Annotated in this window: 22 protein-coding genes; 16 read left to right on the top strand and 6 right to left on the bottom strand. The window is 68.4% G+C overall.

The features are described from left to right. Positions 1 to 73: 73 nt before the first annotated feature. Positions 74 to 1297: an aminotransferase-like domain-containing protein gene (locus tag AUL32_RS20355; RefSeq protein ID WP_062119509.1), complete on the bottom strand. Its 1224-nt coding sequence runs from the start codon at positions 1295 to 1297 to the stop codon at positions 74 to 76. A 256-nt stretch (positions 1298 to 1553) separates the two neighbouring features. Between AUL32_RS20355 and AUL32_RS20350 the strand changes: the two genes are divergently transcribed. Beyond that, the gene (locus AUL32_RS20350) at positions 1554 to 2012 is read left to right on the top strand and encodes an RrF2 family transcriptional regulator (protein WP_062119162.1); all 459 of its coding nucleotides are present in this window, start codon (positions 1554 to 1556) and stop codon (positions 2010 to 2012) included. A 275-nt stretch (positions 2013 to 2287) separates the two neighbouring features. On the opposite strand, the gene uxuA is transcribed toward AUL32_RS20350, so the two are convergent. Both uxuA and AUL32_RS20340 read right to left on the bottom strand, forming a co-directional pair. Beyond that, complete coding sequence (gene uxuA / locus AUL32_RS20345) at positions 2288 to 3508, bottom strand: mannonate dehydratase (protein WP_062119159.1); 1221 nt, start codon at positions 3506 to 3508, stop codon at positions 2288 to 2290. Positions 3509 to 3547: 39 nt separating this feature from the next. After that, on the bottom strand, positions 3548 to 4264 hold the full coding sequence (locus AUL32_RS20340) for a GntR family transcriptional regulator (protein ID WP_062119156.1): 717 nt from the start codon (positions 4262 to 4264) through the stop codon (positions 3548 to 3550). A gap of 108 nt (positions 4265 to 4372) precedes the next feature. Between AUL32_RS20340 and uxaC the strand changes: the two genes are divergently transcribed. The 10 genes from uxaC to AUL32_RS20290 all read left to right on the top strand — a co-directional run bounded on the left by uxaC (position 4373) and on the right by AUL32_RS20290 (position 15865). Next, positions 4373 to 5773, top strand: a complete 1401-nt coding sequence (gene uxaC / locus AUL32_RS20335; RefSeq protein WP_062119153.1) for a glucuronate isomerase — start codon at positions 4373 to 4375, stop codon at positions 5771 to 5773. A 109-nt stretch (positions 5774 to 5882) separates the two neighbouring features. Further along, entirely contained in the window at positions 5883 to 7058 is a 1176-nt protein-coding gene (locus AUL32_RS20330; RefSeq protein ID WP_062119150.1) for an ABC transporter substrate-binding protein, read from the top strand. A 102-nt stretch (positions 7059 to 7160) separates the two neighbouring features. Next, positions 7161 to 8264 (top strand): ABC transporter ATP-binding protein, encoded by a 1104-nt coding sequence (locus AUL32_RS20325; protein ID WP_062119147.1) that lies wholly within the window; start codon positions 7161 to 7163, stop codon positions 8262 to 8264. Continuing rightward, on the top strand, positions 8261 to 9175 hold the full coding sequence (locus tag AUL32_RS20320; protein ID WP_062119145.1) for an ABC transporter permease: 915 nt from the start codon (positions 8261 to 8263) through the stop codon (positions 9173 to 9175). Before AUL32_RS20325 ends, AUL32_RS20320 begins: the two co-directional genes overlap by 4 nt. A 6-nt stretch (positions 9176 to 9181) precedes the next feature. Continuing rightward, a complete protein-coding gene (locus AUL32_RS20315; RefSeq protein WP_062119142.1) occupies positions 9182 to 10027 on the top strand; it encodes an ABC transporter permease in 846 nt (281 codons plus the stop codon). A 107-nt stretch (positions 10028 to 10134) separates the two neighbouring features. Beyond that, positions 10135 to 11610 carry a mannitol dehydrogenase family protein gene (locus tag AUL32_RS20310; protein WP_062119139.1) on the top strand — a complete coding sequence of 492 codons (1476 nt, stop codon included), beginning with the start codon at positions 10135 to 10137 and terminating at the stop codon, positions 11608 to 11610. 274 nt (positions 11611 to 11884) lie between these two features. Further along, complete coding sequence (locus AUL32_RS20305; RefSeq protein ID WP_374700970.1) at positions 11885 to 12916, top strand: ABC transporter substrate-binding protein; 1032 nt, start codon at positions 11885 to 11887, stop codon at positions 12914 to 12916. Continuing rightward, a complete protein-coding gene (locus AUL32_RS20300; RefSeq protein WP_082659899.1) occupies positions 12913 to 13953 on the top strand; it encodes a FecCD family ABC transporter permease in 1041 nt (346 codons plus the stop codon). The genes AUL32_RS20305 and AUL32_RS20300 overlap by 4 nt, the downstream gene beginning before the upstream one ends. After that, positions 13950 to 14711 carry an ABC transporter ATP-binding protein gene (locus AUL32_RS20295; RefSeq protein WP_062119136.1) on the top strand — a complete coding sequence of 254 codons (762 nt, stop codon included), beginning with the start codon at positions 13950 to 13952 and terminating at the stop codon, positions 14709 to 14711. The genes AUL32_RS20300 and AUL32_RS20295 overlap by 4 nt, the downstream gene beginning before the upstream one ends. A 128-nt stretch (positions 14712 to 14839) precedes the next feature. After that, complete coding sequence (locus tag AUL32_RS20290; RefSeq protein WP_062119132.1) at positions 14840 to 15865, top strand: hydroxyacid dehydrogenase; 1026 nt, start codon at positions 14840 to 14842, stop codon at positions 15863 to 15865. A 4-nt stretch (positions 15866 to 15869) separates the two neighbouring features. Here AUL32_RS20290 and AUL32_RS20285 read toward each other — a convergent pair whose 3' ends face one another. Next, positions 15870 to 16937, bottom strand: a complete 1068-nt coding sequence (locus AUL32_RS20285; protein WP_062119129.1) for a LacI family DNA-binding transcriptional regulator — start codon at positions 16935 to 16937, stop codon at positions 15870 to 15872. A gap of 272 nt (positions 16938 to 17209) precedes the next feature. On the opposite strand from AUL32_RS20285, the gene AUL32_RS20280 reads away from it, so the two are divergent. From AUL32_RS20280 to AUL32_RS20265, 4 genes are all read left to right on the top strand, one after another. Continuing rightward, a complete protein-coding gene (locus AUL32_RS20280) occupies positions 17210 to 18040 on the top strand; it encodes an ABC transporter substrate-binding protein (protein WP_082639788.1) in 831 nt (276 codons plus the stop codon). Positions 18041 to 18144: 104 nt separating this feature from the next. Beyond that, positions 18145 to 19659, top strand: coding sequence for an amino acid ABC transporter permease/ATP-binding protein (locus AUL32_RS26310; RefSeq protein ID WP_062119126.1), 1515 nt, complete (start codon positions 18145 to 18147; stop codon positions 19657 to 19659). 23 nt (positions 19660 to 19682) lie between these two features. Then, positions 19683 to 20690 (top strand): Gfo/Idh/MocA family protein, encoded by a 1008-nt coding sequence (locus tag AUL32_RS20270; protein ID WP_062119124.1) that lies wholly within the window; start codon positions 19683 to 19685, stop codon positions 20688 to 20690. A 51-nt stretch (positions 20691 to 20741) separates the two neighbouring features. Next, entirely contained in the window at positions 20742 to 21863 is a 1122-nt protein-coding gene (locus AUL32_RS20265; protein ID WP_062119122.1) for an NAD(P)/FAD-dependent oxidoreductase, read from the top strand. Positions 21864 to 21910: 47 nt separating this feature from the next. Here AUL32_RS20265 and AUL32_RS20260 read toward each other — a convergent pair whose 3' ends face one another. Then, positions 21911 to 23404 (bottom strand): sensor histidine kinase, encoded by a 1494-nt coding sequence (locus tag AUL32_RS20260; RefSeq protein WP_062119119.1) that lies wholly within the window; start codon positions 23402 to 23404, stop codon positions 21911 to 21913. A gap of 324 nt (positions 23405 to 23728) precedes the next feature. On the opposite strand from AUL32_RS20260, the gene AUL32_RS20255 reads away from it, so the two are divergent. Beyond that, positions 23729 to 24595: an NAD(P)-dependent oxidoreductase gene (locus tag AUL32_RS20255; RefSeq protein ID WP_062119116.1), complete on the top strand. Its 867-nt coding sequence runs from the start codon at positions 23729 to 23731 to the stop codon at positions 24593 to 24595. A gap of 55 nt (positions 24596 to 24650) precedes the next feature. Here the strand turns inward: AUL32_RS20255 and AUL32_RS20250 are convergent, their stop codons facing one another. After that, entirely contained in the window at positions 24651 to 25769 is a 1119-nt protein-coding gene (locus tag AUL32_RS20250; RefSeq protein WP_062119113.1) for a metallophosphoesterase family protein, read from the bottom strand. Positions 25770 to 25893 lie beyond the last annotated feature (124 nt).

The raw sequence follows: 25893 nt of genomic DNA, 5'->3' as shown, positions 1-25893 counted from the left end.
TCGGCTATCCCTCTGACAGACAAGCGATTCGCCGGGTTGCCAGCAGTCAACCCGGCGAATCACCCGAATCAGCTTAAGCCGCGATCGCGCGTCGGATGAGGTCGGCAAGGCGGGGAATGCCCTGCGTGACGGCGCGCTCATCCGCCAGCGTGAAGGAAAGGCGCAGCGTGTTCGCCCCGCTGCCGTCGGCATGGAAGGCATTGCCCGGCACGAAGGCGACCCGCGCCTCCGCGACGGAGCGAGCCAGCAGCGCCACGGCATCGACGGATTCGGGCAGCGTCATCCAGACGAACATGCCGCCCTCGGGGCGGGACCAGGAGACGCCCTCCGGCATATGCCGCTCCAGCGCGGCGAGCAGTGCGTCGCGCCGGGCGCTATAGGCCTCGCGCGTGCGCTCGATCTGTTGGGCGTAACACCGCTCCGCGACGTGATGCACCACCATCTGGTTGATCGAGGGCGAGTGGAGGTCGGCGGCCTGCTTGGTCAGCACCAGCTTCTCGATCAGGCGGCGCGGCGCGACGATCCAGCCCATGCGAAGCCCCGGCGCCAGGATCTTCGAGAAGGAGCCGCAATAGACCGTGCGGCCCGCGTCCACCCCGCCCGAGCGCAGCGCATCCAGCGCCGCGATGGGGGGCACCGGCTCGCCGCTGTAGCGAAGCGCGGCATAGGCGGCGTCCTCGATCACGGCAATGCCGAGCTCTTCGGCCAGATCCAGCACCGCCTCGCGCTGGGCGAGCGTCAGCGTTTCGCCGCTCGGATTGGCGAAATCGGGCACGAGATAGGCGAACTTCGCCGCGCCCCCGGCTTTCGCCGCCGCCTCGCGATAGGCGTCCGGCGTCATGTTGCCGCCGGCGGGCGACAGCCGGTCGTAGCGCGGCTCGTAGGCGCTGAAGGCCTGCAAGGCGCCGAGATAGGTCGGCCAAGTGACGAGCGCCGTGTCGCCGGGGGAGAGGAACAGCTTGCCGAGATAGTCCAGCCCCTGCTGAGAACCGGACGTGATGAAGACATTGCCCTCATCGCAGGGAATGCCGATCCGCCCCATCTCGCCGGCGATCCAGCGGCGCAGCGGCAGATAGCCCTCGCTCACCTGATATTGTAGCGCCGCGTTGGCGCTGGAGCCACCGAGGATCTCGGCATAGGCGGTGCGGAACGCTTCGTGCGGAAACAGCGCGGGGTCGGGAATGCCGCCGGCGAAGGAGATGATGTCGGGCTGGTCCAAAAGCTTCAGAAGCTCGCGGATCTCGGACGCCTTCATGCGTCCCGCGCGCGTGGCGAAAAGGTCGGTCATGTCCATGATGGTCCTCCTGGCTTGCCGGCGCGCTTCGTTCTGCAATCGGGGCGCGCATCTTGCGAGCGTGGGGCCTGTTAAAGCGCTCTTCCCCTAATTATGTCAACAATGCTGACCTACTTTCTCCAAGGCTCGGCTGCAAACCCTCGCCGCCCAGGCGAATGACAGCTGCCGACACGTCATAAAACGCTAGTGCGCGCGGGGCGCAGGCCCTATGTCCCGAAAGGCGACTTCGCTTCGGCGACTGGGATCGGGATGGCGCGACATGCTGACGGCGAAAGGCAAATACGGGTTGAAGGCCATGCTCCATCTGGCCGATGCCGAGCCGGACATGCTGGTCCTGTCCGAGGAGATCGCCAGCCAGAACACCATCTCGAAGAAGTTTCTCGACACGATTCTAGGCGAATTGCGCAACGCTGGGTTCATCTACGCCAAGAAGGGGCGGCGCGGCGGCTATGCGCTGGCCCGCCCAGCCGAGGAGATCGCCGTCGGCCATGTGCTGCGCGTGCTGGACGGCCCGCTGGCACCCATCGCCTGCGCCAGCCGCACGGCCTATCGCCGCTGCACGGACTGCTCGGATGTGGAGCGGTGCCGGGTGCGCCTCGTCATGCTGGAAGTGCGCAACGCCATCGCCACCGTGCTGGACAACAAGTCGTTGAGAGAACTCCAGGGCATGCGCACGCTCCTAGAGATCGACCCCGTGCATTGGGCCGCCGCCGTCTGAGGCAGCGGGCGGAGCTTTCGATTAATTCCGCCGCGTCTTGTCGCTGCCGCGCAACTCGCGGTCGAGCCCCAGCGCGCGTCCGACCAGAGTAGCGAGACCCAGGCGAAAGGCGATCTGCGAGGCGTTCATGCTCTCCTCCTACGAGGGAAGCCAGAGCGCGGGTCGAGGCCGATCGAGGCGCGGCGGCCTCGAGATTTCGTGAGCGTCCGAGCGGGGCAGAGGCTTCTCTCTCTGCCGCTCTCTCTGCCGCGCCCGTCGCCTTGGCCGACCGCGCCTCAGACAGGCAGGGGGGCCTCGCGCGCGGCCGGTGCCTCCGGCGGGTGGCCGAGCGCGTGAAGAATGCCGCGAAGCTCGGCGAGGCCCCGCATGCGTCCGATCGCGGGATAGCCGGGCGTCACCGCCTTGTGCAGGTCGTCCAGCATCCGGTGGCCGTGGTCGGAGCGGAAGACGATGGTGCCGTCGCCCATGCGTTTGCCGTCCTCGGCCACCAGTTCGCGCAGCACGGCGACCATGTCCGTGTCCCCATCGAGATGGGCCGATTCGTGGAAGCTCCGCGGCTCCCCCTCGCGGCGCGTGTTGCGTAAGTGCGCGAAATGGATGCGCGAGGCGAAGCGGCGGGCGATGGCGGGCAGGTCGTTGTCAGGGCGAACGCCCAGACTCCCCGTGCAGAAGCACATGCCGTTGGCCGGCGAGGGCACCGCCTCGAAGATCGCGGCATAGTCGTCCTCAGTGGACGCGATGCGCGGCAGGCCGAAGAGCGGGCGCGGGGGATCGTCCGGGTGCAGCGTCAGCTTCACGCCGACACTCTCGGCGGCGGGCGTCACGGCCTCGAGAAATTCGACGAGGTGCCGGCGCAGGCGCGCGGCGTCGATGTCGCGATACTCCTGAAGCTTCTCGCGAAAGCCGGGAATCGTCATCGGCTCTGTGGTGGAGCCGGGCAGGGCGCTGGTGATGTTGCGGATGAGATCGGCCTTGGTGGCCTCGTTCATGGCGGCGAAGGCGCTTTTGGCGCGGGCCTGCTCGGCGGGCGTGTAGTCGCGCTCGGCGCCCGGCCGCTCCAGGATGAAGAGCTCGAACGCGGCGAACGTGTCGAAGTCGAAGCGCATGGCGGTGGCGCCGGTGTCGGTCACGAAGTCCAGCTCCGTGCGGCACCAGTCCACCACCGGCATGAAATTGTAGCAGACCACCGGAATGCCGGCGCGGCCGACCGCCTCCAGGCTGGCGATCCACGCCTCGATCTCTTCTTTTGCCGCCCCGCCCCGGCGCTTCACCGCGTCGGGAATCGGGATGCTCTCCACCACGCTCCAGCGCAGCGGCACGCGGCCGGGCGGCGTCGTCTCGATCAGGTCGCGCCGCGCTTCCACGGCCCCGCTCGTCCACGCCGCGCCGATCGGCTCCTCGTGCAGCGACGAGACGATGTCGCTCGCGCCGACATGGCGCACCTCGTCCAGCGTCACCGGGGCCTTCGGGCCGAACCATCTCCAGCCTTGCCGCATCCTGTCGTCTCCTCCCGCCCTGGCCGTTCGCCCGGGCTCTTAAATGAAATAGTCGGGGTAGCGCCCCTTGAGCGCGGCCACGTCCGGCAGCACGGCGCCGAGATGGTGTTCCATCGCCGCCTTGGCGCCCTCCACGTCGCGGGCCAGGAGGTGAGCGCGGATCTCCTCGTGCTCGGCGATCACCTGTTCCATGCGGCCCAGCACGGGCAGGGTGAGACGGCGGGCCCGGTCGATCTGAATCTTGACCTGGGTCAGCAGCGTCCAGATGCCGACATGGCCGGACAGTTCGGCGATCGCGGCATGAAACCCTTCGTCCGCCTCGTGAAAGGCGTCGGTGTCGCCAGCATGGGCGGCGCCCTTCTGGCGGCGGATCGCGAGATCGACGGCGCCGAGAGTGTCGGGCGTCGCCGCCCGCGCGGCGTGCTCCACCGTGATCCCCTCCAGCGCCTTGCGGATCAGCACCGCCTCGGGAATGGCGCCGACGGGCACGCGCGAAACGAACGTGCCGGACTGGGGAAAGATGTCGACCAGACCAATCTCGGACAGGCGGATCAGCGCCTCGCGCACCGGCGTTCGGCTGACGCCGAAGCGCTCGATCAGCATCCGATCCTGCAAGGGCGCGCCCGGCGGCAGACGCGAGGCGACGATCTCGGCCCGCAGCGCTTCGAAGATCTGCGTGGCCGAGGTCACGCGCCGCGCCGGCGCGCTTCGGCGGGCGGGCGGCGCGGGCGCTTCGATCGGACTCTGGTCGGACATGACGGGCTCAAGCGCTCGGACGAATTGACATTCTAGTATACTAGTTGCTAAGAACTGCCAAGGCCGATGGGAGCCCGCGCGAAGGCGGGGCGGCTGGAGGGAGAAACGATGGCGCTTAATCCGGATAGGCTCCTGCCCGTCGAGGCATCCCTGCGCCCCATCGCGCGCCGGCTCTTCGCGGAGGTCGAGACGCTGCCGATCGTCTCCCCGCACGGGCACACCGAGCCCTCCTGGTATGCCGAGAACCCTCGCTTTCCCGATCCGGCCGCGCTCTTCGTGGTGCCCGACCACTACATTTTCCGCATGCTCTATTCGCAGGGCGTGCCGCTGGAGGCGCTCGGCGTGCCGCGCGCCGACGGCGGTCCGGTTGAGCGGGACGGGCGGCGCATCTGGCGTCTCTTCGCCGAGCATTATCGCCTGTTCCGCGGCACGCCTTCACGCCTCTGGTTCGAGCATTCGCTCCAGACCGTGTTCGGCATTGAGGAGCGCCTGTCGCCGCAAAGCGCCGATCGCATCTACGACGAGATCGCCGCCGCGCTGGAGACGGACGCGCTGCGCCCCCGCGCGCTCTACGACCGCTTCAACATCGAGGCCATCGCCACCACGGATTCGGCGCTGGACGATCTTGCCCATCACGACGCGGTGCGCGCCTCCGGCTGGCACGGCCGCATCCTGCCGACCTACCGGCCCGACGCGGTGGTGGACCCGGATCGGCCAGGCTTCGCGGAGGCACTGCGCCGCTTCCTGGCGCTCGCCGGAGAGGCCGAGACGTGGAGCGGCTATCTCGATGCGCATCGCACGCGCCGCGCCTATTTCAAGGCGCGCGGTGCGACCGCGACCGATCATGGCCATCCGTCCGCCCGCACGGCCGATCTCGCCCCGGCCGAATGCGAGTTGCTCTTTTCCAAGGTCCTGGCGGGCACCGGGAGCGCGGCCGAGAACGAGCTGTTCCGCGCCCAGATGCTGACCGAGATGGCGCGCATGAGCCTGGAGGATGGGCTGGTCATGCAGATCCATGCCGGCTCCTCGCGCAACCACAACCAGGCCCTGTTCGAGCGCTTCGGATTCGACAAGGGCGCCGACATTCCCCAGCGGACCGACTATGTTGGGGCCCTGCGCCCGATGCTGAACGTGGTCGGCAACGAGCCGGGGCTGACCATCATTCTCTTCACGCTGGACGAAACGGTCTATGCCCGCGAACTCGCCCCGCTCGCCGGCCATTATCCCGCGCTGCGCCTCGGCCCGCCCTGGTGGTTCTTCGACAGCCCGGACGGGATGATGCGGTTCCGCGAGGCCGTGACCGAGACCACCGGCTTCTACAACACGGTCGGCTTCAACGACGACACGCGCGCTTTCCTCTCCATTCCCGCCCGGCACGACGTCGCGCGCCGGGTGGACTGCGCCTTCCTCGCCAAGCTGGTGGGCGAGGGGCGGCTGGAGGAGGACGAGGCGCGCGAGGTCGCCGTGGACCTGACCTATCGCCTGGCGAAGGACGCCTATCGACTGTGAGCGCCCCGGCGGCGGGCCGGCTGGGGCGACCCGGGCCCCGTCGCCGAAGGCGCCAGGAACTGCCCCGCCGGATGGGAGCCGGCGGGTTTCAATTTGGGAGGATCGATCGATGCACATCACCCGCAGACGCTTCATGGGAACCACGGCCGCCATGGCCGGGGCGACGCTCTTCGGCGGCCGCGCCTTCGCGGCGCTCAAAGCCCCGTCAAGCCCCGTCACCATCACGGTGGCCGATGTCGCCGGCAATCTGGCGCTGACGCAGGCGGCCATGGAGCGCTACACCGCCGCGCGGCCGGAATGGGCGAGCCGCATCGCCTTCACCAAGGCGCCGGCCCCCGAGCTTCCCGCCAAGCTGAAGGCGCAGCAGGCGGCGGGCCGGGTGGATATCGACCTCGTGCTCACCGGCACGGACGCGCTCGCCGCCGGCCTCGACCAGGGCATCTGGACCGACCTTTCGCCCTACAAGGCCGACCTGCCTCCTCTCGAAACCATCTACATTCCGCAGGCCTTCAAGATGCAGGCCATGGCGAAGGATCACGGCGTCGTCGTGTCCTATTATCCGTCCGGCCCCCTGATCGAATACATGCCGGACCGCGTCGCGACGCCGCCCAAGACCGCGGAAGAGCTGCTGGCCTGGACCAAGGCCAACAAGAACAAGTTCATCTACGCCCGCCCGTCCAATTCCGGCCCGGGCCGCACCTTCCTGATGGGCCTGCCCTATCTTCTGAAGGATTCCGATCCGCGCGATCCCGAAAAGGGCTGGGACAAGACCTGGGCCTTCTTGGAAGAACTGGGTCAGAACATCGAATACTACGCCTCGGGCACGACGCAGACCATGCGCGAGCTGGGCGAGGGCACGCGCGACATCGTCGTCACCACGACGGGCTGGGACATCAACCCCCGCGTTCTCGGCACCGTCCCGGCCGAGGCCGAGGTCGGCACGCTGGCCGGTTTCCACTGGGTGACGGACGCCCATTACATGGTCGTGCCGAAGGGTGTTTCGGAGGAGAAGCTCGCCGTTCTCCTCGATCTCATGAACTTCATGCTGACGCCGGAAAGCCAAGCCTATGCCTACGACCAGGGCTATTTCTACCCCGGCCCGGCGGTGAAGGACGTGCCGCTTTCCATGGCGCCGCAGGAAAGCCAGGACGCGATCAAGGAATTCGGCCGCCCGCAATATGACGAGTGGATCGCCGGCAATCCGCTGGAAACCCCGCTCGATGCCGACAAGCTCGTCGCCGCCTTCCGCATCTGGGACGAGCGGATCGGCGCCAAGAAGAGCTGAGCGAACTCTCTCGCAGGGCGGCCGGGACCTCCGGCCGCCGCCTCGCGCTCAAGGGTTCTCCCGGCGCGCCTTTTTCGTTCGGTTTCAGGAGGCCTTCTCGCGATGAACGCCCATCCCACGCATCTCAAGGTCGCCGGTCGCGCGGCGGACGCTGCCTCCGGTGGGGGGCGGCTCGAACTCCTGAACCTCCAGCGCGCCTTCGGCTCCTACCACGCGCTGGCCGGCATCGATCTGACCGTGGAGCGGGGCGAGTTCATCGCGTTGCTCGGGCCGTCGGGCTGTGGCAAGTCCACGGCGCTGAACTGCATCGCCGGCCTTCTGCCGCTGACAGGCGGCGAGATCCGCCTCGACGGGCGGCCGATCCACGAGCTGGAGCCGGAAAAGCGCGGCTTCGGCATGGTGTTCCAGAGCTATGCGCTCTTCCCGCACATGACGATCCGCAAGAATGTCGGCTTCGGCCTCGCCATGCAGGGCGTGCCCAAGGCCGAGGCCGAGCGGCGCATCGACGACGCGCTCGATCTCGTGCGCCTGCGCAGCCAGGGCGACAAGCTGCCCGGTCAGCTGTCGGGCGGCCAGCAGCAGCGCGTCGCCATCGCCCGCGCCATCGTCATCCGCCCGCCCATCGTTCTCATGGACGAGCCGCTCTCCAATCTCGACGCCAAGCTGCGCCTGGAAATGCGCGCCGAGATCCGCGCCATCCACGAGGCGATCGGCTCCACCACGATCTATGTCACGCACGACCAGGACGAGGCGCTGTCGCTGGCCGATCGCATCGTCGTCATGTCCGGCGGCCTGATCCGGCAGGTCGGAACACCCGAAGACCTCTACGAGCGGCCGAACCATGTCGAGGTCGCCGACTTCATGGGCTATCGCACCCGCGTCTCTGGCCGCGTCGTCGATGGCAACGGAACGGTGGAACTCGCCAAGGCGCGCATCGCGCTTCCTGCGGCGGCGAAGTTTGGCTCGGGAACCGCCGTCACCGTCTCGACACGGCCGGAGGATTTGCTGGCGACGCGCGGCGGCGAGGGCCTGCCCGCCACCGTGCGCGCGATCGAGTATCGCGGCCGTGCCTGGTTCGGCTCGGCGGCGCTGGCTGACGGCACGATCGCCTATTTCCGCGCCGACGGAGCCTTGTCCTCCGGTGAGAGCGTGACGCTGCGCTTCGACCCGGCCCGCACGCTGGTCTTCGAAGGGGAGGGGGCATGAGCGACGCGGCCATCTCCACCCCGGCCCGGACCTTCGCGCGCCCATCGCTCAAGACGCGGCTCGCCGCCAAGGGCTTCGACGGCACGACGCTTCTCGTCCTGCCCGGCCTCGTCGCCGTGCTGGCGCTCTTCATCTACCCCTTTCTCTATGGCGTCGTGGATTCGCTGACGCCGGAGACAGGCGCCTGGTACGAGAACTACCGCCGCTTCTTCTCCGACCCGTTCCTCTACAACACGATCGCTGCGACGCTGTGGCTCGCCCTGCCGGTGACGATCCTGAACCTCGCGCTCGCCGTGCCCATCGCCTTTCGCGTGCGGCTCATGCGCCGGCAGAAGCTGCTCACCACGCTTCTCGTCCTGCCGATCACGCTGGGCACGGTGCTGGTGGCCGAAGGGCTCCTGAACTTCCTGGGGCCGCAGGGCTGGTTCAACCGGACGCTGGTGACGATCGGCCTTCTGGAAGCGCCGCTGCGCCTCACCAACAATTACTGGGGCGTCTTCGCCTCGCTGCTCATCACCGGCTTTCCCTTCGCCTTCCTGCTGACGCTCTCCTACGTCTCAGGGATAGACCCAGCGATCGAACAGGCGGCCGCGACGCTCGGCGCCAATGCGCGCCGGCGCTTCACCCGGGTCTTCCTGCCGCTTCTCGTGCCGGGGCTCGCGGTCACCTTCTGTCTGGCGTTCGTACAGGCCTTCGCGGTCTTCCCTTCGGCGGTGCTGCTCGGCGCTCCCGCCGGGCCGACGCGCGTCATCTCGATCGCGGCCTATTCGGCGGCCTTCGAGGAATACAATCACTCGCTGGGTTCGGCGATCGCCATCATCATGGGGCTGGTGCAGCTTGCCGTGGTGCTGGCCGTGCTCGGCCTTCGCGGTCTCTTCTATCGCGGCCCGGCCGGCGGAACGAAAGGCTGACACCAGATGATCCGCGATCGTGGCATCGGCTCTAAACTCTGGCGCACGGCCGTCTGGGCCGTCACCATCCTCTTCGTACTCAATCTTCTCGGCGTCATCGCGACCGTGGTGATGAACTCGCTGGCGACGCGCTGGCTCGGCACCTGGCTGCCGGTGGACTTCACCACGCGCTGGTACTTCTCGGCCTGGCGCGAGTTTCAGCTGACCGAGGTGCTGCTCGTCACCTTCCAGGTCGTGTTCGTCGTCACGCTCCTGTCGGGCCTGATCGGCATCACCACGGCCTATGCGCTGGCGCGGCGCGAGTTCGCGGGCAAGCGCTTCGCCATCCTCGTCTTTCTCCTGCCGCTCCTGGTGCCGCCGCTCACCTACGGCATTCCGCTCGCCACGCTTCTGTATCAGGTCGGGCTGGGCGGTTCCTTCTGGGGCGTCGTCATCATCAATCTCGTGCCCTCCATCCCCTTCGTCGTGCTGGTCATGATCCCCTTCATCGAGCAGATCGACCCGCGCGTGGAGGCCGCCGCCCGCGTCTTCGGGGCGGGCACGGGCAGCCTGTTCCTGCGCATTCTCCTCCCGCTGCTTCTGCCCGGCATGCTGGCCGCGCTCCTGCTCGTTCTCGTGCGCACCATCGCCATGTTCGAGTTGACCTTCCTCGTCGCCGGGCCGACCAGCCAGACGCTCGTCGTCTCGCTCTACTATGCTGTCTTCGCCTCGGGCGTCCGCGCTTCGCAGTCGATCGACGCCATGGCGGTGGTCTACATGGTGACGACCCTGTTCTGGCTCGTCCTGGCGCTGCGCTTCGTCAATCCGACGCAGATCGTCGCCCGCGCCAAGCAGTCCCAAGCCGCGCATTAGAAGCGGTTCGAAGGAACTTTTGAAATCATCGCCGGCTAGGCTGGCCCCGGAGGTCGGAACTTTCGTTCCGGCTCCCCCATCATCCCGAGACCTGCAGGGGAACCCGCATGAACCGCCTGTCCGAGACGACGCTTTCGACCTTGCCGGCCAGCGTCCGCAAGCCCTCCTACGAACGGTCCAAGGCGCGCGTCGGCATCGTCCATCTCGGCCTCGGCGCGTTTCACCGCGCGCATCAGGCGGTGATGACGGAACGCGTGCTTGCGGGCGGCGATCTCGCCTGGGGCATTGCCGGCGTGTCGCTGCGCAGCCCCGAGACGCGCGACGCCCTGGCGCCGCAGGACGGGCTCTACACCGTCGCCGTGCGCGGCGCGGAGGAGGACCGGTTCGAAATCGTCGGCGCAATTCTGAAAAGCCTCGTCGCGCCGGAGGACCCGGAGGCCGTGTTGGCGCTGATGGCGGCGCCCGATACGCGCATCGTCTCGCTCACCGTCACCGAGAAGGGCTATTGCCACAAGCCGGCGACGGGCGAACTCGACGAGGCCCATCCCGGCATCGTCCACGATCTGGCCGAACCCGCGCGCCCGCAGACGGCGATCGGCTTCCTGGTCGAGGCGCTGGACCGGCGCCGCCGTGCGGGCCTTGCGCCTTTCACAGTGCTCTCCTGCGACAACCTCCCGTCCAACGGGCACACCGTCGCCAAGGTCGTGCAGCGCTTCGCCGCTTTGCGCGATCCCGAGCTCGGCGCCTTCGTCACCGACAAGGTCGCCTTTCCCTCCACCATGGTGGACCGCATCGTTCCGGCGACGACGGATGCCGACCGCGCGCTGGTGGCCGGGGCGCTTGGGCTGGAGGACGCCTGGCCGGTCATGGCCGAGCCTTTCTCGCAGTGGGTGGTCGAGGATCGCTTTCCCGCCGGGCGCCCGGCCTGGGAGCGGGCGGGGGCGACGTTCGTCGGCGATGTCGAGCCGTTCGAGCTGATGAAGCTGCGCCTTCTCAACGGCTCGCATTCGACGCTCGCCTATCTCGGCTATCTCGCCGGGCACGAGACGGTGGCCGACGCCATGGCCGCGCCCGGCTTTGCCGAGCTTCTGGAAGCCATGATGCGCGAGGAGATCACACCGACCCTGCCGACCCTGCCGGGCTTCGATCTCGCCGGCTACCGCGCCGCGCTGATCCACCGGTTCCAGAACCCGGCCTTGCGCCATCGCACCTGGCAGATCGCGATGGACGGTTCGCAGAAGCTGCCGCAGCGCCTTCTCGGCACGATCCGCGACCGGTTGCGCGCCGGCCAGAGTTTCGACCGGCTGGCGCTCGGTGTCGCCGCCTGGATGATCTACGCCACCGGCCATGGCGAGCACGGCCACGCGATCGACGTGCGCGATCCCCTGGCCCAGCGCTTCGCGGCGGCAACCGCCGACAAGCGCACGGCGGAAGCCCTGGTGGAGGCCTATTTCGGCTTTCCCGAAGTGTTCGGCGCCGATCTCACGCACGAGCCCCGCTTCCGAGAGGCGGTGACGCGCGCGCTGGCGGGTCTTCTGTCGATCGGCGCGGCCCACACGGTCTTCGAAGTCGGCGGACACTGAGGAGCCGGAGCGCCCGAAGACGCTCCGGTTCGGGCGACGGCGGCGAGCGACCGCCGTCGCCTCGAGGCCCCCCACGCGCGCGCCCGACGACCTCGGCGTGTGGAGTTTTATAGTCTTTCCAAAGTAAGCCTACCCTCCGGCGGAGGCGGACGCTTTGTTTCGCTTAGCAAAGCGAAGGGCTGAAGCGCCGATCGCTCCAGCAAAGGTGAGTATTTCCGGCTTGTTTTTGCGCGGGCGTGGGGATAGACGGCAGCCACAAGCTTTCTCGTCGGGGATCTGTTTCGTGCGTCTGTCCGCTCTTTCCACCGCTGCTGTGGCTCTTTCGCTTGGCTTCGGCCTTCTTCCCGCGCGGGCCGAGCCGACGCAGTACCCGCTGACGATCCAGAATTGCGGCGTCGAGGTGCGCTTCGACAAGGCCCCGGCGCGCACCGTCGCGCTCGGCCAGAACAGCGCCGAGATCATGCTGCTGCTCGGCCTGCAGGACCGCGTCGCCGGCACCGCCTTCTGGCCCAGCAAGGTCCTTCCCGAGCTGGCCGAGGCCAACGAGAAGGTGAAGCGGCTGACGGTCGAGATCCCAACCTTCGAGGCCGTGCTCGCCCAGGAGCCCGACTTCGTCGCCGCACAGCTGCCCCTCCTGCTCGGCCCCGAGAGCAAGGTCGCCAGCCGCGAGGACTTCGCCAAGCTCGGCATCAACAGCTACCTGTCGCCGGGCGTGTGCAACACGCGCAAGGACACGGGCGACATCTACGGCAGCCGCGCCACGCTCTGGAACATGGACCTCCTCTACCAGGAGATCGACGAGCTTTCCCGCATCTTCGACGTGCAGGACAAGGGGCAGGCGCTGATCGGCGAATTCAAGCAGCGCGAGGCCGCGCTGCGCGAGCGGGCCAAGGCGCGGGGCCAGTCGCAGTCCTTCCTCTTCTGGTTCTCCAGCCCGTCGCCGTCGGCCGACGCCTATCTCGCCGGCAAGAACGGCGCGACCGGCTTCATCGCCGATCTGCTCGGTGGTCGCAACGCGGTGGACAACGAGGCGGAATGGCCGACGCTTGGCTGGGAGGGCATCATCGCCACCAACCCGAACGTCATCGTCGTCGCCGATCTCGACCGCAACCGCTGGGAGCTCGACAAGCCCGCGGCCAAGATCGAGTTCCTGAAGACCGACCCCGCCGTCAGCCAGCTCGACGCCGTCAAGAACGGGCGCATCGTGGTCATGGACGGGCAGGCGATGAATCCCACGATCCGCACCATTCGCGGCGCGGAGCAGATCGAGAAGCAGCTGGAAGAACTCGAGGCGAAGACGAAGTGACGTCTCGCATCGCAAGCTGGAAGGGGCAGGCCGGACTCGGCCTGCTTTTTGCGCTCTGCCTGGTGCTGACGCTCGTCGCCGTCGCGCTCAGCGTGCGCACGGGCGATCTGCCGATCTCGCCCGAGACGACCTTCTACGCCGTCACCAATCGCCTGGGCTGGACCAGCGTCGCGCTGAACCGAATCCATGAAAGCGTGGTGATGGATTACCGGCTCAGCCGGGCACTCGCCGCCGCCTGCTGCGGCGCGGGGCTGGCGCTGTGCGGCGCCGTGCTTCAATCTCTCCTGCGCAACGCCTTGGCCGAGCCCTATGTGCTGGGCATCTCGGCCGGCGCCTCCACCGGCGCGGTGGCGGTGGTCGTGCTGGGTCTCGGCGCCGGCGCGGTGACGCTGTCCATGGGCGCCTTTGCCGGCGCCTTCGTCGCCTTCACCTTCGTGGCGCTCCTGTCCAACGGCACGCGCGGCGGCTCGGATCGCACGATCCTAGCCGGCGTCGCCGCCTCGCAGCTCTTTAACGCGCTCACCTCCTATATCGTCACCACGGCAGCCGACGCGCAGCAGGCGCGCGACATCATGTTCTGGCTGCTCGGCAGCTTCGGCGGCGTGCGCTGGCCGGACGTGCAACTCGTCGCCGTCGTGGTCGCGATCGGCTTTATCCTGTGCATCGTGCATGCGCGGGTTCTCGACGCCTTCACCTTCGGCGACGACGCGGCCGCCTCGCTCGGCATTCCGGTCGGGCGCACCCGTGTTCTCCTTTTCGCCGCGACCGCCCTAATGGCGGCCACCATCGTCAGCATGGTCGGGTCGATCGGCTTCGTCGGCCTCGTCGTGCCCCATGCCGCGCGCTTCGTGGTCGGGCCGCTTCATGCCCGCGTGCTGCCGGCCTGTCTCGTGGCCGGGGCGATCTTCATGGTGCTGGCCGACATCGTCTCGCGCGTGGCGATCCCGCAGCAGGTTCTGCCGATCGGCGTCGTCACGGCGTTGGTGGGCGTGCCCTTCTTCTCCCTCATCCTCTACCGGGCGCGGCGCTTCGCATGACCATCAGGGCCGAGAATCTCGTCTGGAAGGCCGGCAAGACGGTGATCGTCGACGACGTGTCGCTGGAGGCCGAGCCCGGGCGGATGCTTGGCCTTCTCGGGCCGAACGGCTCGGGCAAGACCTCGCTCCTGCGCATTCTCGCCGGCCTGCGCCGCGCCCATAGCGGGCGGGTGACGCTGGACGGAACCGAGATCGGAACCGTGGCGCGCAAGGCGCTGGCGCGGCGCATCGCCTATGTCGAACAGTCCGCCACGAGCACGGCCGACCTCAAGGTGGTGGACGTGGTCAAGCTCGGCCGCATTCCGCACCGTTCCGCCCTGTCCCCCTGGACGGCGGCGGACGAGGCGGCGGTGGAGACGGCACTCGCCTCGGCCGGCATGAGCGCCAAGCGCGAGGCCTCCTGGGCGCATCTGTCGGGCGGCGAGCGCCAGCGCGTCCAGATCGCCCGCGCCCTGGCCCAGGCGCCGCGCGAGATCTTTCTGGACGAGCCGACCAACCATCTCGACGTCGAGCACCAGATCGCGCTGCTGCGCCTCGTTTCGGAGCTGAAGCTCACCAGCATCGTTGCGCTGCACGACCTCAACCATGCCGCCCTGTTCTGCGACCGGCTCGTGGTTCTGAAGGGCGGCCGCGTCGTGGCGGCCGGTCCGCCCGAAGAGGTGCTGACCGAGGATCTCCTGCGCGAGGTCTTCAACGTGCGCGCCCATGTCGAGCCCTCGCGCCATCACGGGCGCCCGCACATCCAGTATCTCGTCTGAACGGCAAGGCCGGTATTTCCCCGCCCGACCCGAGCCCAAGCCTTGCGTGAGAACAGCCGCGCGCCGTGGCATGATGCCAGCCGGGAGACGGCCTGAGGCCGAATCGCTTCGCAGGGAGAACTGAACTCATGAGCCGAACCGTCGTCCTCGTGGACCCGCTGCCGCGCACGCTCGATCTCATCATGACGCCGGACGTGCGCCGCCGCCTGGAAGCGCTGGGCGAGGTCGTGGTGTCGGAAGACGGCCCGATGCCGGACGATCAGGTCGAGGCGCTTTTGCCCGACACGGTTCTCATCTTCGGTCAGACGGCGATGCCGCGCGAGCGGCTGGACCGCGCGCCGCGCCTCAAGGCGATCGTCAATGTCGAAACCAACTTTCTGCCCAATATCGACTATCAGGCCTGCACCGAGCGCGGCATTCCCGTCCTGACGCCGGCTTCCGCCTTTGCCGCGCCGGTGGCGGAAGCCGCGCTCGGCATGGCTCTGGATCTGGCGCGCGGCATCACCGCCGCCGACCGCGCCTTTCGCGCCGGCGAGGAAGCCTATGGTCTGGCCGGCAACGAGTCGACCTTCCGCTTTGCCGGGGCAAGGGTCGGGATCATCGGCCTCGGCGATCTCGGCCGAAACCTGCGCGAGCTGATCCGCCCCTTCCGCAACGAGGTGCGCGTCTTCGACCCCTGGCTGCCGGCGGCCGCGATCGAACGCTTGGACTGCCGCCCGTCCGACCTGGACGAATTGCTGCGCACGTCCCAGGTCGTCTTCGTCTTTGCCAGCGTCACGGCGGAGAACGAGCATTTCATCGGCGCGCGCGAGTTCGCGCTGATGCCGCGCGGCGCGGTGTTTCTCCTGATGAGCCGCGCGGCGGTGGTCGATTTTCCCGCCATGCTGGACGCCGTGCGCTCGGGCCATATCCGCGCCGCCACCGATGTCTTCCCCGTGGAACCGGTGCCGGCGGACGATCCCGTGCGGCAGATTCCGGGCCTTCTCCTTTCGGCTCATCGCACCGGCGGCACGCGCGACGCCTTTTTCGAGATCGGCGCCATGGCCGTGGCCGATGCCGAGCTGATCATGCGGGGCCTGCCGCCGCAGCTTTGCCGGCGCGCCGATCCGGCCACCGCCGCGCGCCTGCGCTCCAAGCCGGTGGACCTGTCCTGATCGTCTAATCGGCCGGCGCGGCGACGGATTCGCGCTCGATCAGCTCGGAAGGAAGCACCAGTCGCTCCGCCTCCGCGCGCCCCGCGATGCGCTCGGCCAGCATGCGCATCGCCTGCGAGCCCAGCGCGTGCGAAGGCTGGGCGAGAACGGTGACGGTAGGCGAGGCCGCGCTCATCCAGCCCGCGTCGTCGAAGGTGACGAGCGAGAGATCGCCGGGAATGCGAAGGCCCAGCGCCTTGGCCGTGCGCAGCACCTCGATCGCGATGACGCTGTCGGACGCAAGGATCGCGCTCGGCGGCTGGGGCTCCTTGAGGAGACCCGACAGCACCTCGCTCGCCGCCGCGCGCGACGAGGCGCCGAAGCGCAGGAAGCGCGCGGGGTCTGGCAGAGCCGCCGCCTCGGCCTCGGCCAGAAAGCCTTCGATGCGCTGGCGCACGGTCGTCAGGCCGATCGTCTCAACGCCCGCAAAGCGCGGCCCCGGCAGGTGGCTCGCCGTGACATAGGCGATGCGGCGATGCCCCTTGGCGACGAGCAGCCGCATGGCGCGCCGGGCGGCGTCGCGATGGTCGGCGATGGCGGCGTCGAGATCGAGGCCGTCCGCCTCGCGGTCCACCAGCACCAATGGCAGGCCGAGCGACAGCGCGTCGGTGAGATGCGCCTTGTCGCGCGAGGAGGCCGGCGCCACGATCAGCCCGTCCACCCGCTTGTTCACCAGCATGGAAACGGCGTCCTGCTCTTCGGCCACGTCCTCGCCCGAGTTGGACAGGAGAACGCCGAAGCCCCGCGCCTTGGCCTCGTCGGAAATGCCGCGCACCACCGAGCCGAAGAACGGGTTCTCGATATCGCCGACCACGACGCCGATCGTGCCCGAGCGCCCGGTCGCCATGGTGCGCGCCAGCTCGTTCGGCCGGTAGTCCAAGCGCTCGGCAGCGGCCAGGATCGCCGCGCGGCGCTCAAAGCTCACGGTTCCGTAGCCGCCCAGAACGCGGGCGGCGGTGGCCTTGGAAACCCCGGCCGCGCGAGCGACGTCGGCAACGGTGGCGGACTTTCGAGGCGGGCGGGGGAGGGTCATTCCCGAGCCGTACAAACCATGGGCAATTCCGTCAATGGCATAAAAATTTCACACGGAGACCGGTTTCCTCTTGCGAAGAGACCGGTCTCACGCTCTAATTTCCTCAATCTGGCCCGATGGGTCCGAGGCACAGCCGACCGACAGGTCCCGCCACCGCCGAAGCGCGGGCGGGCAGATCGGGTTCTTGAAATTTCACCGTTGCCAGTTCGAGGGCGGCTTCCCCAGCCCTCGCCGATCCCGCGCGCCTTCGCGCCAGACCAGGAGACGACGTGATGACTCCCTTCAAAGGCGCCTTCAGCCGCCGCACCCTTCTGTCGACCGCCCTTGTCGGTCTCGCCCTGGTGACGGGCGGCCTGTCCCCCGCCTTCGCGCAGGACAATCCGCTCGGCCTCATCGAGCCCGGCACGATCAGCGTCGGCACGATGGGCGACGCCAAGCCCTACACGTTCACCAATTCCAACGGCGAGTTCACCGGCTTCGACATCGAGCTCTTCCTCGACGTCGCCCGTCGCATGGGCTTCGACAAGAGCCATGTCCTGTTCACCGGCCAGGAATTCTCCGCCCTCATGCCCTCGGTCGCCAACGGGCGCTTCGACGTCGCGGTGGCCGCGATCGGCACGACCGAGGCGCGCAAGAAGAATGTCGACTTCTCCGATGGCTATCTCGCCGGCTATCTCAGCGTCGTGACCTCCGAGCCGGCGATCAAGTCGGCCGACGATCTCGCCGGCAAGCGGCTCGGCGTCGTGCAGGGCACGCTGCAGGAAATCTACGCCGAGAAGAACTTCACCAAGGCCGACATCGTGAAGTTCCCCGACAACAACTCGGCGATCTCCGGCCTCAACAGCGGCTCGATCGACGCGCATTTCCTCGATTACGAGGCGGCCAAGCAGTATACCGAGCAGTTCAAGGGCCTCACCATCGCGGCCAACATTCCCTCCTTCGACGCCCCGGCCGGTTTCGTTGTCGCCAAGGGCAAGGACGCCTTCCGCACGGCGCTGAACAAGAGCCTGCACGAGGCCATGCAGGACGGCACCTGGAAGACGCTTTACGAGAAGTGGTTCCCCGGCTCGCCCATGCCCGCGGAATATCTCCCCAAGCCCTGACGCCTCCCCCGGCCGGGCGCCTCGCGGCGGCTCGGCCGGACCCATTCCACGGCCGGCATCGCGCGGGACCTTGAGCCTCGTGCCCCTGAAGGATCGGACCCCGCATGTCCTGGTACGAAATCCTCAAGCGCAGCTTTTTCGACTGGGAGGCCATGGCGGCCGTCCTGCCGAACATGCTGATGGTGGGGCTGAAGAACACGCTGATCCTTGCGGCGGCCTCCACGGTTCTCGGAATCGCGATCGGCATGCTGCTCGCGGTCATGGGCATTTCGCGCTCGGCCTGGCTGCGCGTGCCGGCCCGCGTCTACACCGACATCTTCCGCGGCCTGCCGGCGATCGTTACGATCCTTCTGATCGGACAGGGCTTCGCCCGCATCGGGCGCGAGCTTTTCGGCCCCTCGCCCTATCCGCTCGGCATCCTGGCGCTCAGCCTCATCGCCGGCGCCTATATCGGCGAGATCTTCCGCTCGGGCATCCAGAGCGTCGATCGCGGCCAGTTGGAGGCGACGCGGGCGCTCGGCATGACATACCCTAAGGGCATGCGCCTCATCGTCATCCCGCAAGGGGTGCGGCGCGTCCTGCCGGCGCTGGTCAACCAGTTCATCGGTAATATCAAGGATTCCAGCCTCGTCTACTTCCTCGGCCTCATGGCGTCCGAGCGCGAACTGTTCCGCGTCGGGCAGGATCAGGCCGTAGTCTCGGGCAATCTTTCGCCCCTCATGCTGGCGGGCGTCTTCTATCTCCTGATCACCGTTCCGCTGACCCATCTCGTCAACACCATCGACAAGCGCCTTCGCACCGGCCGCCGCCCCGCCGCGCCGACCTCGGGCCTCCAGGAAGTCGAGGAGGAAGAGGCCGCGACTGCCAAGGCGAGCGAGACCCGGCCGCGTCTCAAGGGCGCCAGCCTCGACGTCGTCGATCTCGACATGAGCTACGGCAACTATCAGGTGCTGCGGCAGGTCGCGCTGTCGGCACCGGCGGGCTCGATCACCTGCGTCATCGGCCCGTCCGGCTCGGGCAAGTCGACGCTGCTGCGCTGTCTCAACCGGCTGGCCGAGCCGCAGGGCGGCGACATCCGGCTGGACGGGGCGAGCATCCTGCCGGTCAAGCCCGACGCGCTGCGCCGCCGGGTCGGCATGGTGTTCCAGCACTTCAACCTGTTTCCCGACCACACCGCGCTCGGCAACGTCATGCTTTCGCTGGAGAAGGTGAAGGGCCTTTCGCGATCCGAAGCCCGGCGCATCGCCGAGGCGCGGCTGGCGGAAGTGGGCCTTGCCGCCCGCATGGACCACCGCCCGGGCGATCTCTCCGGCGGCCAGCAGCAGCGCGTCGCCATCGCCCGCGCCCTGGCGCTGGAGCCCGAGCTGATGCTGTTCGACGAGGTGACGAGCGCGCTCGATCCCGAACTCGTCAAGGGCATTCTCAAGCTCATGGCCAATCTCGGCCAGAGCGGCATGACCATGGTTGTGGTCACGCACGAGATGAACTTCGCCCGGCGCGTCGCCACCCAGGTCGTCTTCATGGACGAGGGCCGCGTCGTCGAGCACGGCCCGCCCGAGGCGATCTTCGGCAATCCGCAGAGCCCCCGCCTCAAGCGCTTCCTGTCGGAAGTCCTGTGAGCCTGCCAGCGCAAGGAAAACCTATGTCCTCCAAGGTAAAATGGGGCGTTCTCTCCACCGCACAGATCGGGCTGAACGCCGTGATCCCCGCCATCCAGGGGAGCGCCCTGTCGGAAGTGGTCGCCATCGCCTCGCGCGACGAGGCCACGGCCAGGCAAGCCGCCGAGGCCGCCGGCATTCCGAAGGCCTACGGCTCCTACGAGGCGCTGCTCGCCGACCCGGCGATCGAGGCGATCTACAATCCGCTGCCCAACCATCTCCACGTGCCCTGGACGATCCGGGCGCTGGAAGCGGGCAAGCATGTGCTCTGCGAAAAGCCGATCGCGCTCACCGCCGAGGAGGCCGAGACGCTGAAGGCCGTCTCGGCGCGCACCGGCTGGCTGGTGGCGGAGGCCTTCATGGTGCGCCATCACCCGCAATGGCGCCTTGCGCGCGAGATCGCGGCGAGCGGGCGGATCGGCGAGGCGCGCGCCCTGCAGACGATCTTTTCCTATTATCTCACCGACCCCGCCAACATCCGCAACCAGGCCGCCATCGGCGGCGGTGGGCTCTACGATGTCGGCTGCTACGCCGTCGCCACGGCCCGCTACATTTTCGGCGCCGAGCCCGAGCGGGTCGTCGGCGCCTTCGACACGGACCCCGCGCTCGGCACCGACCGCATGATGTCGGGCCTCGCCGAGTTCCCCGGGCGCCGCCATCTTGGTTTCACCTGCGCCACGCAGCTCGGCCTTCGCCAGAGCGTCGAAATTCTGGGCACGAAGGGGCGCATCGCGATTTCGATCCCCTTCAACGCGCCGGCGGGCCGGCCCGTCACCATCGCGGTGGACGACGGGCGCGATCTCGAAGGCGGCGGGCGCGAGGTGGTCGAGATCCCGCCCTGCGACCAGTACGGGCTGCAGGCCGACGCCTTTTCGCGCGCCATCCGCTCGGGCGAGGCGCCGGAATGGGGCCTCGACGACGCGGTTCTCAACATGCGCGTACTCGACGCCTTCTTCCGCTCCGGCCGCTCCGGCCAGTGGGAAGCGCCCTGACGCCCGGCGCCTTTCCCTCCCTTTCCCGATCCGAGACAGAAAGACAGACCCATGGCAGGTTCCCCCAAACGCCGCGTCGCCGTCATCGGCGGCGGGATCTTCGGCGTCTCCTCCGCGCTGCATCTGGCGCGCCTTGGCGCCGAGGTGACGCTGGTGACCGATGGCCCGATCGCCTCCGGCGCATCCAGCCGCTCGCTCGCCTGGCTCAACTCGGCGCGCTACCGCTCGCGCGCCTATCATGACCTGCGCATGGCCGGGCTCGACCGCTACCACACGCTCGCCCATGCCAACCCGTCCGCCGACTGGCTCCGCTTCGACGGCGCGCTGACCTGGGACGCAGACGAGGCCGAGAACGAGATCGACGCCGTCTTCGCCTATGAAACCAGCATCGGCTATGCCGCGCTGAAGCTCGAGCCGGGCGCGATCGCGGCGGTGACGCCCGGCGTCGATGCCGCCGCCGTCACGAAGCAGGGCGCGATCTTCAACCCGGCGGAGGGGTGGGTGGACCTGCCCTCGCTGATCCGCGTCCTTCTCATTCAATTCGAAGCGATGGGCGGACGCCTCGTTCCCAACGCGGGCAAGGCGCGGGTCATCGTGGAGGGCGGCCGCGCGCGCGGCGCGCTGCTGAGCGACGGCACGCGGGTCGAGAGCGACGCCGTCCTGCTCGCGACCGGCCCCTCTGTGCCGCAGTCGCTGGCCGAAAACGGCATCCATTTGCCCGACCAGACGCCGATCGCGCTTCTGGTGAAGACCAAGCCGCATGCCCATCCGCTGCGCGCCGTTCTCAACACGCCGCGCGTCGCCGTGCGCCCGACGCCGGATGGTGGTTTCGTGCTGGACTCGGCCTGGTCGGAGGAGGAGATCGTGACGGCGGAGGACGGCACGCATTCCTTCCCCGCCGGCACCACAGAGCGCCTTCTCGAAGAGGCCTCCGCCGTTCTGGAGGGCCGGCCTCGGCTGGCGCTGGAATCCTACGCGATGGGACCCAAGCCCATTCCGGCCGATGGCGATCCCGTCTTCGGCGAACTGGCGGAGATTCCCGGCTATTTCGTCGCCTTCAGCCATAGCGGCGCGACGCTCGGCCTGATCGCCGGCGAGATGCTGGCGCGCGAGATCGCGACCGGCGAGGCACATCCCATGCTCGCGCCTTTTCGGGCCTCGCGCTTCAAGTAAGGCCTGAAGCCGCCTTCGGCCGCCATCGCGCGGCCGAAGGCATCCTGTCAATCGGCCGGTTGGATTTCGCCGGTCAGGACATAGGTCAGGCCCGTCGGCGCGAAGCTGCGCTCGGCGCGGCCGCCGAAATAGGCGGGAACGACACGCTCCAGAAGCCGGGAGCCGAAGCCCATCGTCTCCGGCGTCGCCACGAGAGGCCCGTTCAACTCCCGCCATTCGAAGCGGAACTGACCGTCCTGGTGCTCCCAGGTGATGCGCACATGCCCCTCGGAGATCGACAGCGCGCCATATTTGGCGGCGTTGGTGGCCAGCTCGTGCAGCGCCAGAGCCAGACCCAGCGCGCGCTCGGAGGACAGCGTGACATGCGGCCCGGCGACGTCCACCCGCTGCTCGTTGTCGACATGGGGCGTCAGCGCCTTGCCGACGACCTCCTCCACGGTGGAGTCGGTGAGGTCGGGCCGCACCAGCGTATCCTGCGCCCTTGCCAGCGCCGCAATGCGGCTGGTGATGCTTTCCGAGGCGTGCTCCAAGGAGGTCGCGTGCCGGAAGCTCTGCGAGACGATCGCCTGCACCATGGCGAGGCCGTTCTTCATGCGGTGCGACAGCTCGCGCATGGCGACCTGCTGCATCTGCTCGGCGCGCCGCAGCTCGTCGATGTCGATCACCGCGCCGACATAGCCGAGAAACGTGCCGTCGGCGCCAAAACGCGGCGTGCCGCTGTTGATGGCCGAGCGGAAGCTTCCGTCGCGCGAGCGCAGCCGGTATTCCATGCTGAACGGCTCCTGGCGCGCATTGGCCGACAGAAGCACGCGGCGCGCATCGGCCAGATCGTCGGGATGCATGGCGTCAAGCCAGCCCGAGCCCTCCGCCTCCTCGCGGGACTGGCCGGTGACGGAGTACCAGGCGCGGTTCAGAAAGATGCAGCGCGCCTCCGGGTCGGTGACCCAGAGAATGGCCGGCGCATCCTCCGTCATGGCGCGGAACTCGGCCTCCGCCGCGCGCGAGGCGGAGAGAGCGCGCTCGCGCTCCACCAGCGCCTTGCGCAGCTCGAGCTGCGTCATCGCCTGCCGGGCGAGAAGATGCAGCGTGCGGATCTGGTGCCCGTCGAGTTCCTTGGGCTCGTAGCCGAGGACGCACATCGTGCCGATCGCAAGGCCCGCCTTGGTCTTCAACAGCGCGCCGGCGTAGAAGCGCAGGCCCGGCTCGCCCTGCACCAAGGGGCTGCACTCGAAGCGCGGGTCCTGCCGCGCGTCGGGCACCATCATGAAATCCTCGGCCAGGATCGCCTGCCCGCAGAACGAGGTTTCCAGCGGCGTCTCGCGCACGCCCAAGCCCACCTCGGCCTTGAAGAACTGCCGCTTCGTGTCGACCAGATTCACGACGGCGATCGGCGTGCCGCAGACCTCGGCCGCGATGCGAGCCAGATCGTCGAACTCAGGCTCGCGCGGCGTGTCCAGCGCCTCATACGAGTGGAGCGCCGCCGAACGCGCCGCTTCGTCGGAAAGGCTGGAAGGCAGGTCGGGCGCGGCGCTGGCTGACAAGAGAGGACTCGGATTGAGAACACGGTTTGGTTCAGTCATAGGACGTTGCTGTGCGGTTGCGAAGAGCCGGCTGGCGATTTCGTCGCAGGTGATGCGTCAATGTTTTCCGTGTCATGCAGCGGTTCGGCGAAAAAACGAGAGGCTTTGTCACAACCCTGTCGTGTGAGGCCTTTCTGGCGCGAGCGAAAGGCCTGACCGAAAGGGCCGCCCGCCTTCCGTCCCCGTGTCGCGGGCGAGCGGGCGGGGCTTGCCGAAACACCGAACCTGCCGCATCTGCGCCTTCGACGCGCCGCCCCCATTCCGTTCGACCCAAAGGAGCATCTTATGCCCGATCCCGTCTCGACTGGCCCCATCGCCGTTCTCGGCACCGGCATTATTGGCGCGGCGGTCGCGCGCAATCTTGCCCGCAAGGGCTTCGCGGTGCGCGCCTGGAACCGCTCGGCCGACAAGGCCAAGGCGCTGGAGCCCGATGGCGTGACGCCTTTCGAGGACGTGACTGAGGCCGTGCGCGGCGCGGCGATGGTGCTGACCGTCCTCAAGGATGGGCCTGCCGTTCTGGAGGCGATGGAGGCGGCACGGCCGGCGTTGGGCAAGGGCTCGATCTGGCTGCAGCTCAGCACGGTCGGCATTGAGGCGACGGATCGGCTGGCGGCGTTCGCCGGCGAGGCCGACCTCGTCTTCTATGATGCGCCGGTGCTCGGCACGCGCCAGCCCGCCGAGCAGGGCAAGCTGGTGATCCTCGGTTCCGGCCCGGTGGAGGGGCGAGAGCACGCGCAGCCTGTGTTCGACGCGATCGGCCAGCGCACGATCTGGGTGGGCGAGGCGGCGGGCGCCAGCAGCCGGCTGAAGCTCGCGCTCAATTCCTATGTCTTCGTGCTGACCCATGGCACGGCCGAGACCCTGCGCATCGCCGAGGCGCTGGGCGTCGATCCGCGTCTCGTTCTCGAAGCGTTGACCGGTGGGCAGCTCGACAGCGGCTATCTTCAGGGCAAGGGCGGCGCCATGCTGTCGGGCGACTGGACCACCAGCTTCTCGCTGGACAACGGCATCAAGGACGCGCGTCTCATCGTGGAGGCGCTGGCGGGAACGGGCGTGCGCGCTGACCTTGCGGAGGCTGGTCTCGCCCGCTTCGAGCGCGCGTCCGAGGCCGGGCATGGCGACAAGGACATCGCCGCCTCGTTCCTGGCCTGAGATAGTGACGGGCAGGCCCTGCGGCCTGCCCGGATCGCCTCGCGGCATGCTTTGGCTACCACTTTTGCCCGTTGGCGTTCGGCCCCAGCCGCCCGCCGGGAATCCCGTGGCTCGGCCAGCTGCGTAACGAGTGGACGTCGCGCCCGAGGGCCAGGGCGGGTCCGCGCTTGGGCCGTTCGCGCGCGTTTCGCACCAGCACCTCCACTGTGTCGGTGTCGGTCGAGCCGTCCGCTTCCGTGGCGGTGACGGTCAGGACATGCCGTCCGTCGGCCACCTCGCCGAAGCGCCCGCACCAGACTCCGTCCCCGTCGCGCGACAGCGTCAGGTCCCGCTCGCCGTCGAGACGCGCCGTCACCACGACTTCGTTTGAGGCCCCGAAGATTTCGGCGCGAACGGGGATCGCGGCTTCGGGAATCTGCGTGCGCGAGGTGAAGTCCGTTGCTAGCCGCCAGTCCGAGGGCGACGTGACGAGAACGAAGGGCCAGCCGCTGTCCAGCGTCTTGAAGCGCCAGGACACGACATCGCCGTCCAGCGCCGAGACGGACAGGCCGGGCGGTCCTTCCTCGATCTCGCCGGTGGAGCGCGTCGCACCGTAGATCACGTGCCCATCGTTGAGAAGATCGTTGTAGTGGGTATGGCCGGTGCCGACATAGGCGACACCGCAGCGGGCTAACAGGGCGGCCACCTCCTCGCAGCCCTCCCGCAGATCGCCGGGAAAGGCGTGCATGAAGACGAGCGACCGGGCGCCGGGGCGCGCTTGGCCCAGGGTCTGATGGAGCCAGGCCGTCTGCGCCTGTCCCAGGCGGAAGTCCGGCCCGCCCGAGCCGGCGCTGACGATGTCGAGAAACAGACATTGCGTCTCGCCGATCGTCTCGACGCGCGGCAGGCTCTGGGGCGCCAGATGCCGGCGGAAATCCTCGAGATGCCCGGCCTCGAAATCATGATCCCCCGGCAGGACATGAAGCGGCACGTGCAGCCGGCGCGCGACCTCGCCGACGCGCTCGAACTGTTCGGGCGTTGCGTGATTGGCGTTGTCGCCGGGCAGGACGGCGAACTGCACCCGCTCGGCAAAGCCCTGATTGGCCTCGCTCACCAGCCGCTCGAAACGGCGCAGGCTTTCCCAATCGTCCCCCTCGCAGGCATGGAGATCGCCGAACTGCAACCATCGGAGCATGGCCGAGACCTTTTCGAGACGCGCATGGAGAGGGGAAAGCGGGGAAAAGAGCGGGACGGCGAGCCTGCGCTCGCCGTCCCTTCGCGAGCAGGGGCGAACGGGAGAGGGAGGAACTCCCGTTCGC

The organism is Aureimonas sp. AU40 (genome assembly GCF_001463785.1).
GTDB lineage: Bacteria > Pseudomonadota > Alphaproteobacteria > Rhizobiales > Rhizobiaceae > Aureimonas.
This window is presented reverse-complemented; position numbering and strand designations above follow the sequence as displayed.

Bases quoted from the DNA above. Each gene is read 5' to 3' on its own strand.
- AUL32_RS20350 (WP_062119162.1), top strand. From the start codon at position 1,554: ATGCTGACGGCGAAAGGCAAATACGGGTTGAAGGCCATGCTCCATCTG.
- AUL32_RS20340 (WP_062119156.1), bottom strand. From the start codon at position 4,264: ATGTCCGACCAGAGTCCGATCGAAGCGCCCGCGCCGCCCGCCCGCCGA.
- AUL32_RS20315 (WP_062119142.1), top strand. From the start codon at position 9,182: ATGATCCGCGATCGTGGCATCGGCTCTAAACTCTGGCGCACGGCCGTC.
- AUL32_RS20295 (WP_062119136.1), top strand. From the start codon at position 13,950: ATGACCATCAGGGCCGAGAATCTCGTCTGGAAGGCCGGCAAGACGGTG.
- AUL32_RS20320 (WP_062119145.1), top strand. From the start codon at position 8,261: ATGAGCGACGCGGCCATCTCCACCCCGGCCCGGACCTTCGCGCGCCCA.
- AUL32_RS20290 (WP_062119132.1), top strand. From the start codon at position 14,840: ATGAGCCGAACCGTCGTCCTCGTGGACCCGCTGCCGCGCACGCTCGAT.
- AUL32_RS20270 (WP_062119124.1), top strand. From the start codon at position 19,683: ATGTCCTCCAAGGTAAAATGGGGCGTTCTCTCCACCGCACAGATCGGG.
- AUL32_RS20265 (WP_062119122.1), top strand. From the start codon at position 20,742: ATGGCAGGTTCCCCCAAACGCCGCGTCGCCGTCATCGGCGGCGGGATC.
- AUL32_RS20280 (WP_082639788.1), top strand. From the start codon at position 17,210: ATGACTCCCTTCAAAGGCGCCTTCAGCCGCCGCACCCTTCTGTCGACC.
- AUL32_RS20330 (WP_062119150.1), top strand. From the start codon at position 5,883: ATGCACATCACCCGCAGACGCTTCATGGGAACCACGGCCGCCATGGCC.
- uxuA (WP_062119159.1), bottom strand. From the start codon at position 3,508: ATGCGGCAAGGCTGGAGATGGTTCGGCCCGAAGGCCCCGGTGACGCTG.
- AUL32_RS20285 (WP_062119129.1), bottom strand. From the start codon at position 16,937: ATGACCCTCCCCCGCCCGCCTCGAAAGTCCGCCACCGTTGCCGACGTC.
- AUL32_RS26310 (WP_062119126.1), top strand. From the start codon at position 18,145: ATGTCCTGGTACGAAATCCTCAAGCGCAGCTTTTTCGACTGGGAGGCC.
- AUL32_RS20325 (WP_062119147.1), top strand. From the start codon at position 7,161: ATGAACGCCCATCCCACGCATCTCAAGGTCGCCGGTCGCGCGGCGGAC.
- AUL32_RS20255 (WP_062119116.1), top strand. From the start codon at position 23,729: ATGCCCGATCCCGTCTCGACTGGCCCCATCGCCGTTCTCGGCACCGGC.
- AUL32_RS20310 (WP_062119139.1), top strand. From the start codon at position 10,135: ATGAACCGCCTGTCCGAGACGACGCTTTCGACCTTGCCGGCCAGCGTC.
- uxaC (WP_062119153.1), top strand. From the start codon at position 4,373: ATGGCGCTTAATCCGGATAGGCTCCTGCCCGTCGAGGCATCCCTGCGC.
- AUL32_RS20250 (WP_062119113.1), bottom strand. From the start codon at position 25,769: ATGCTCCGATGGTTGCAGTTCGGCGATCTCCATGCCTGCGAGGGGGAC.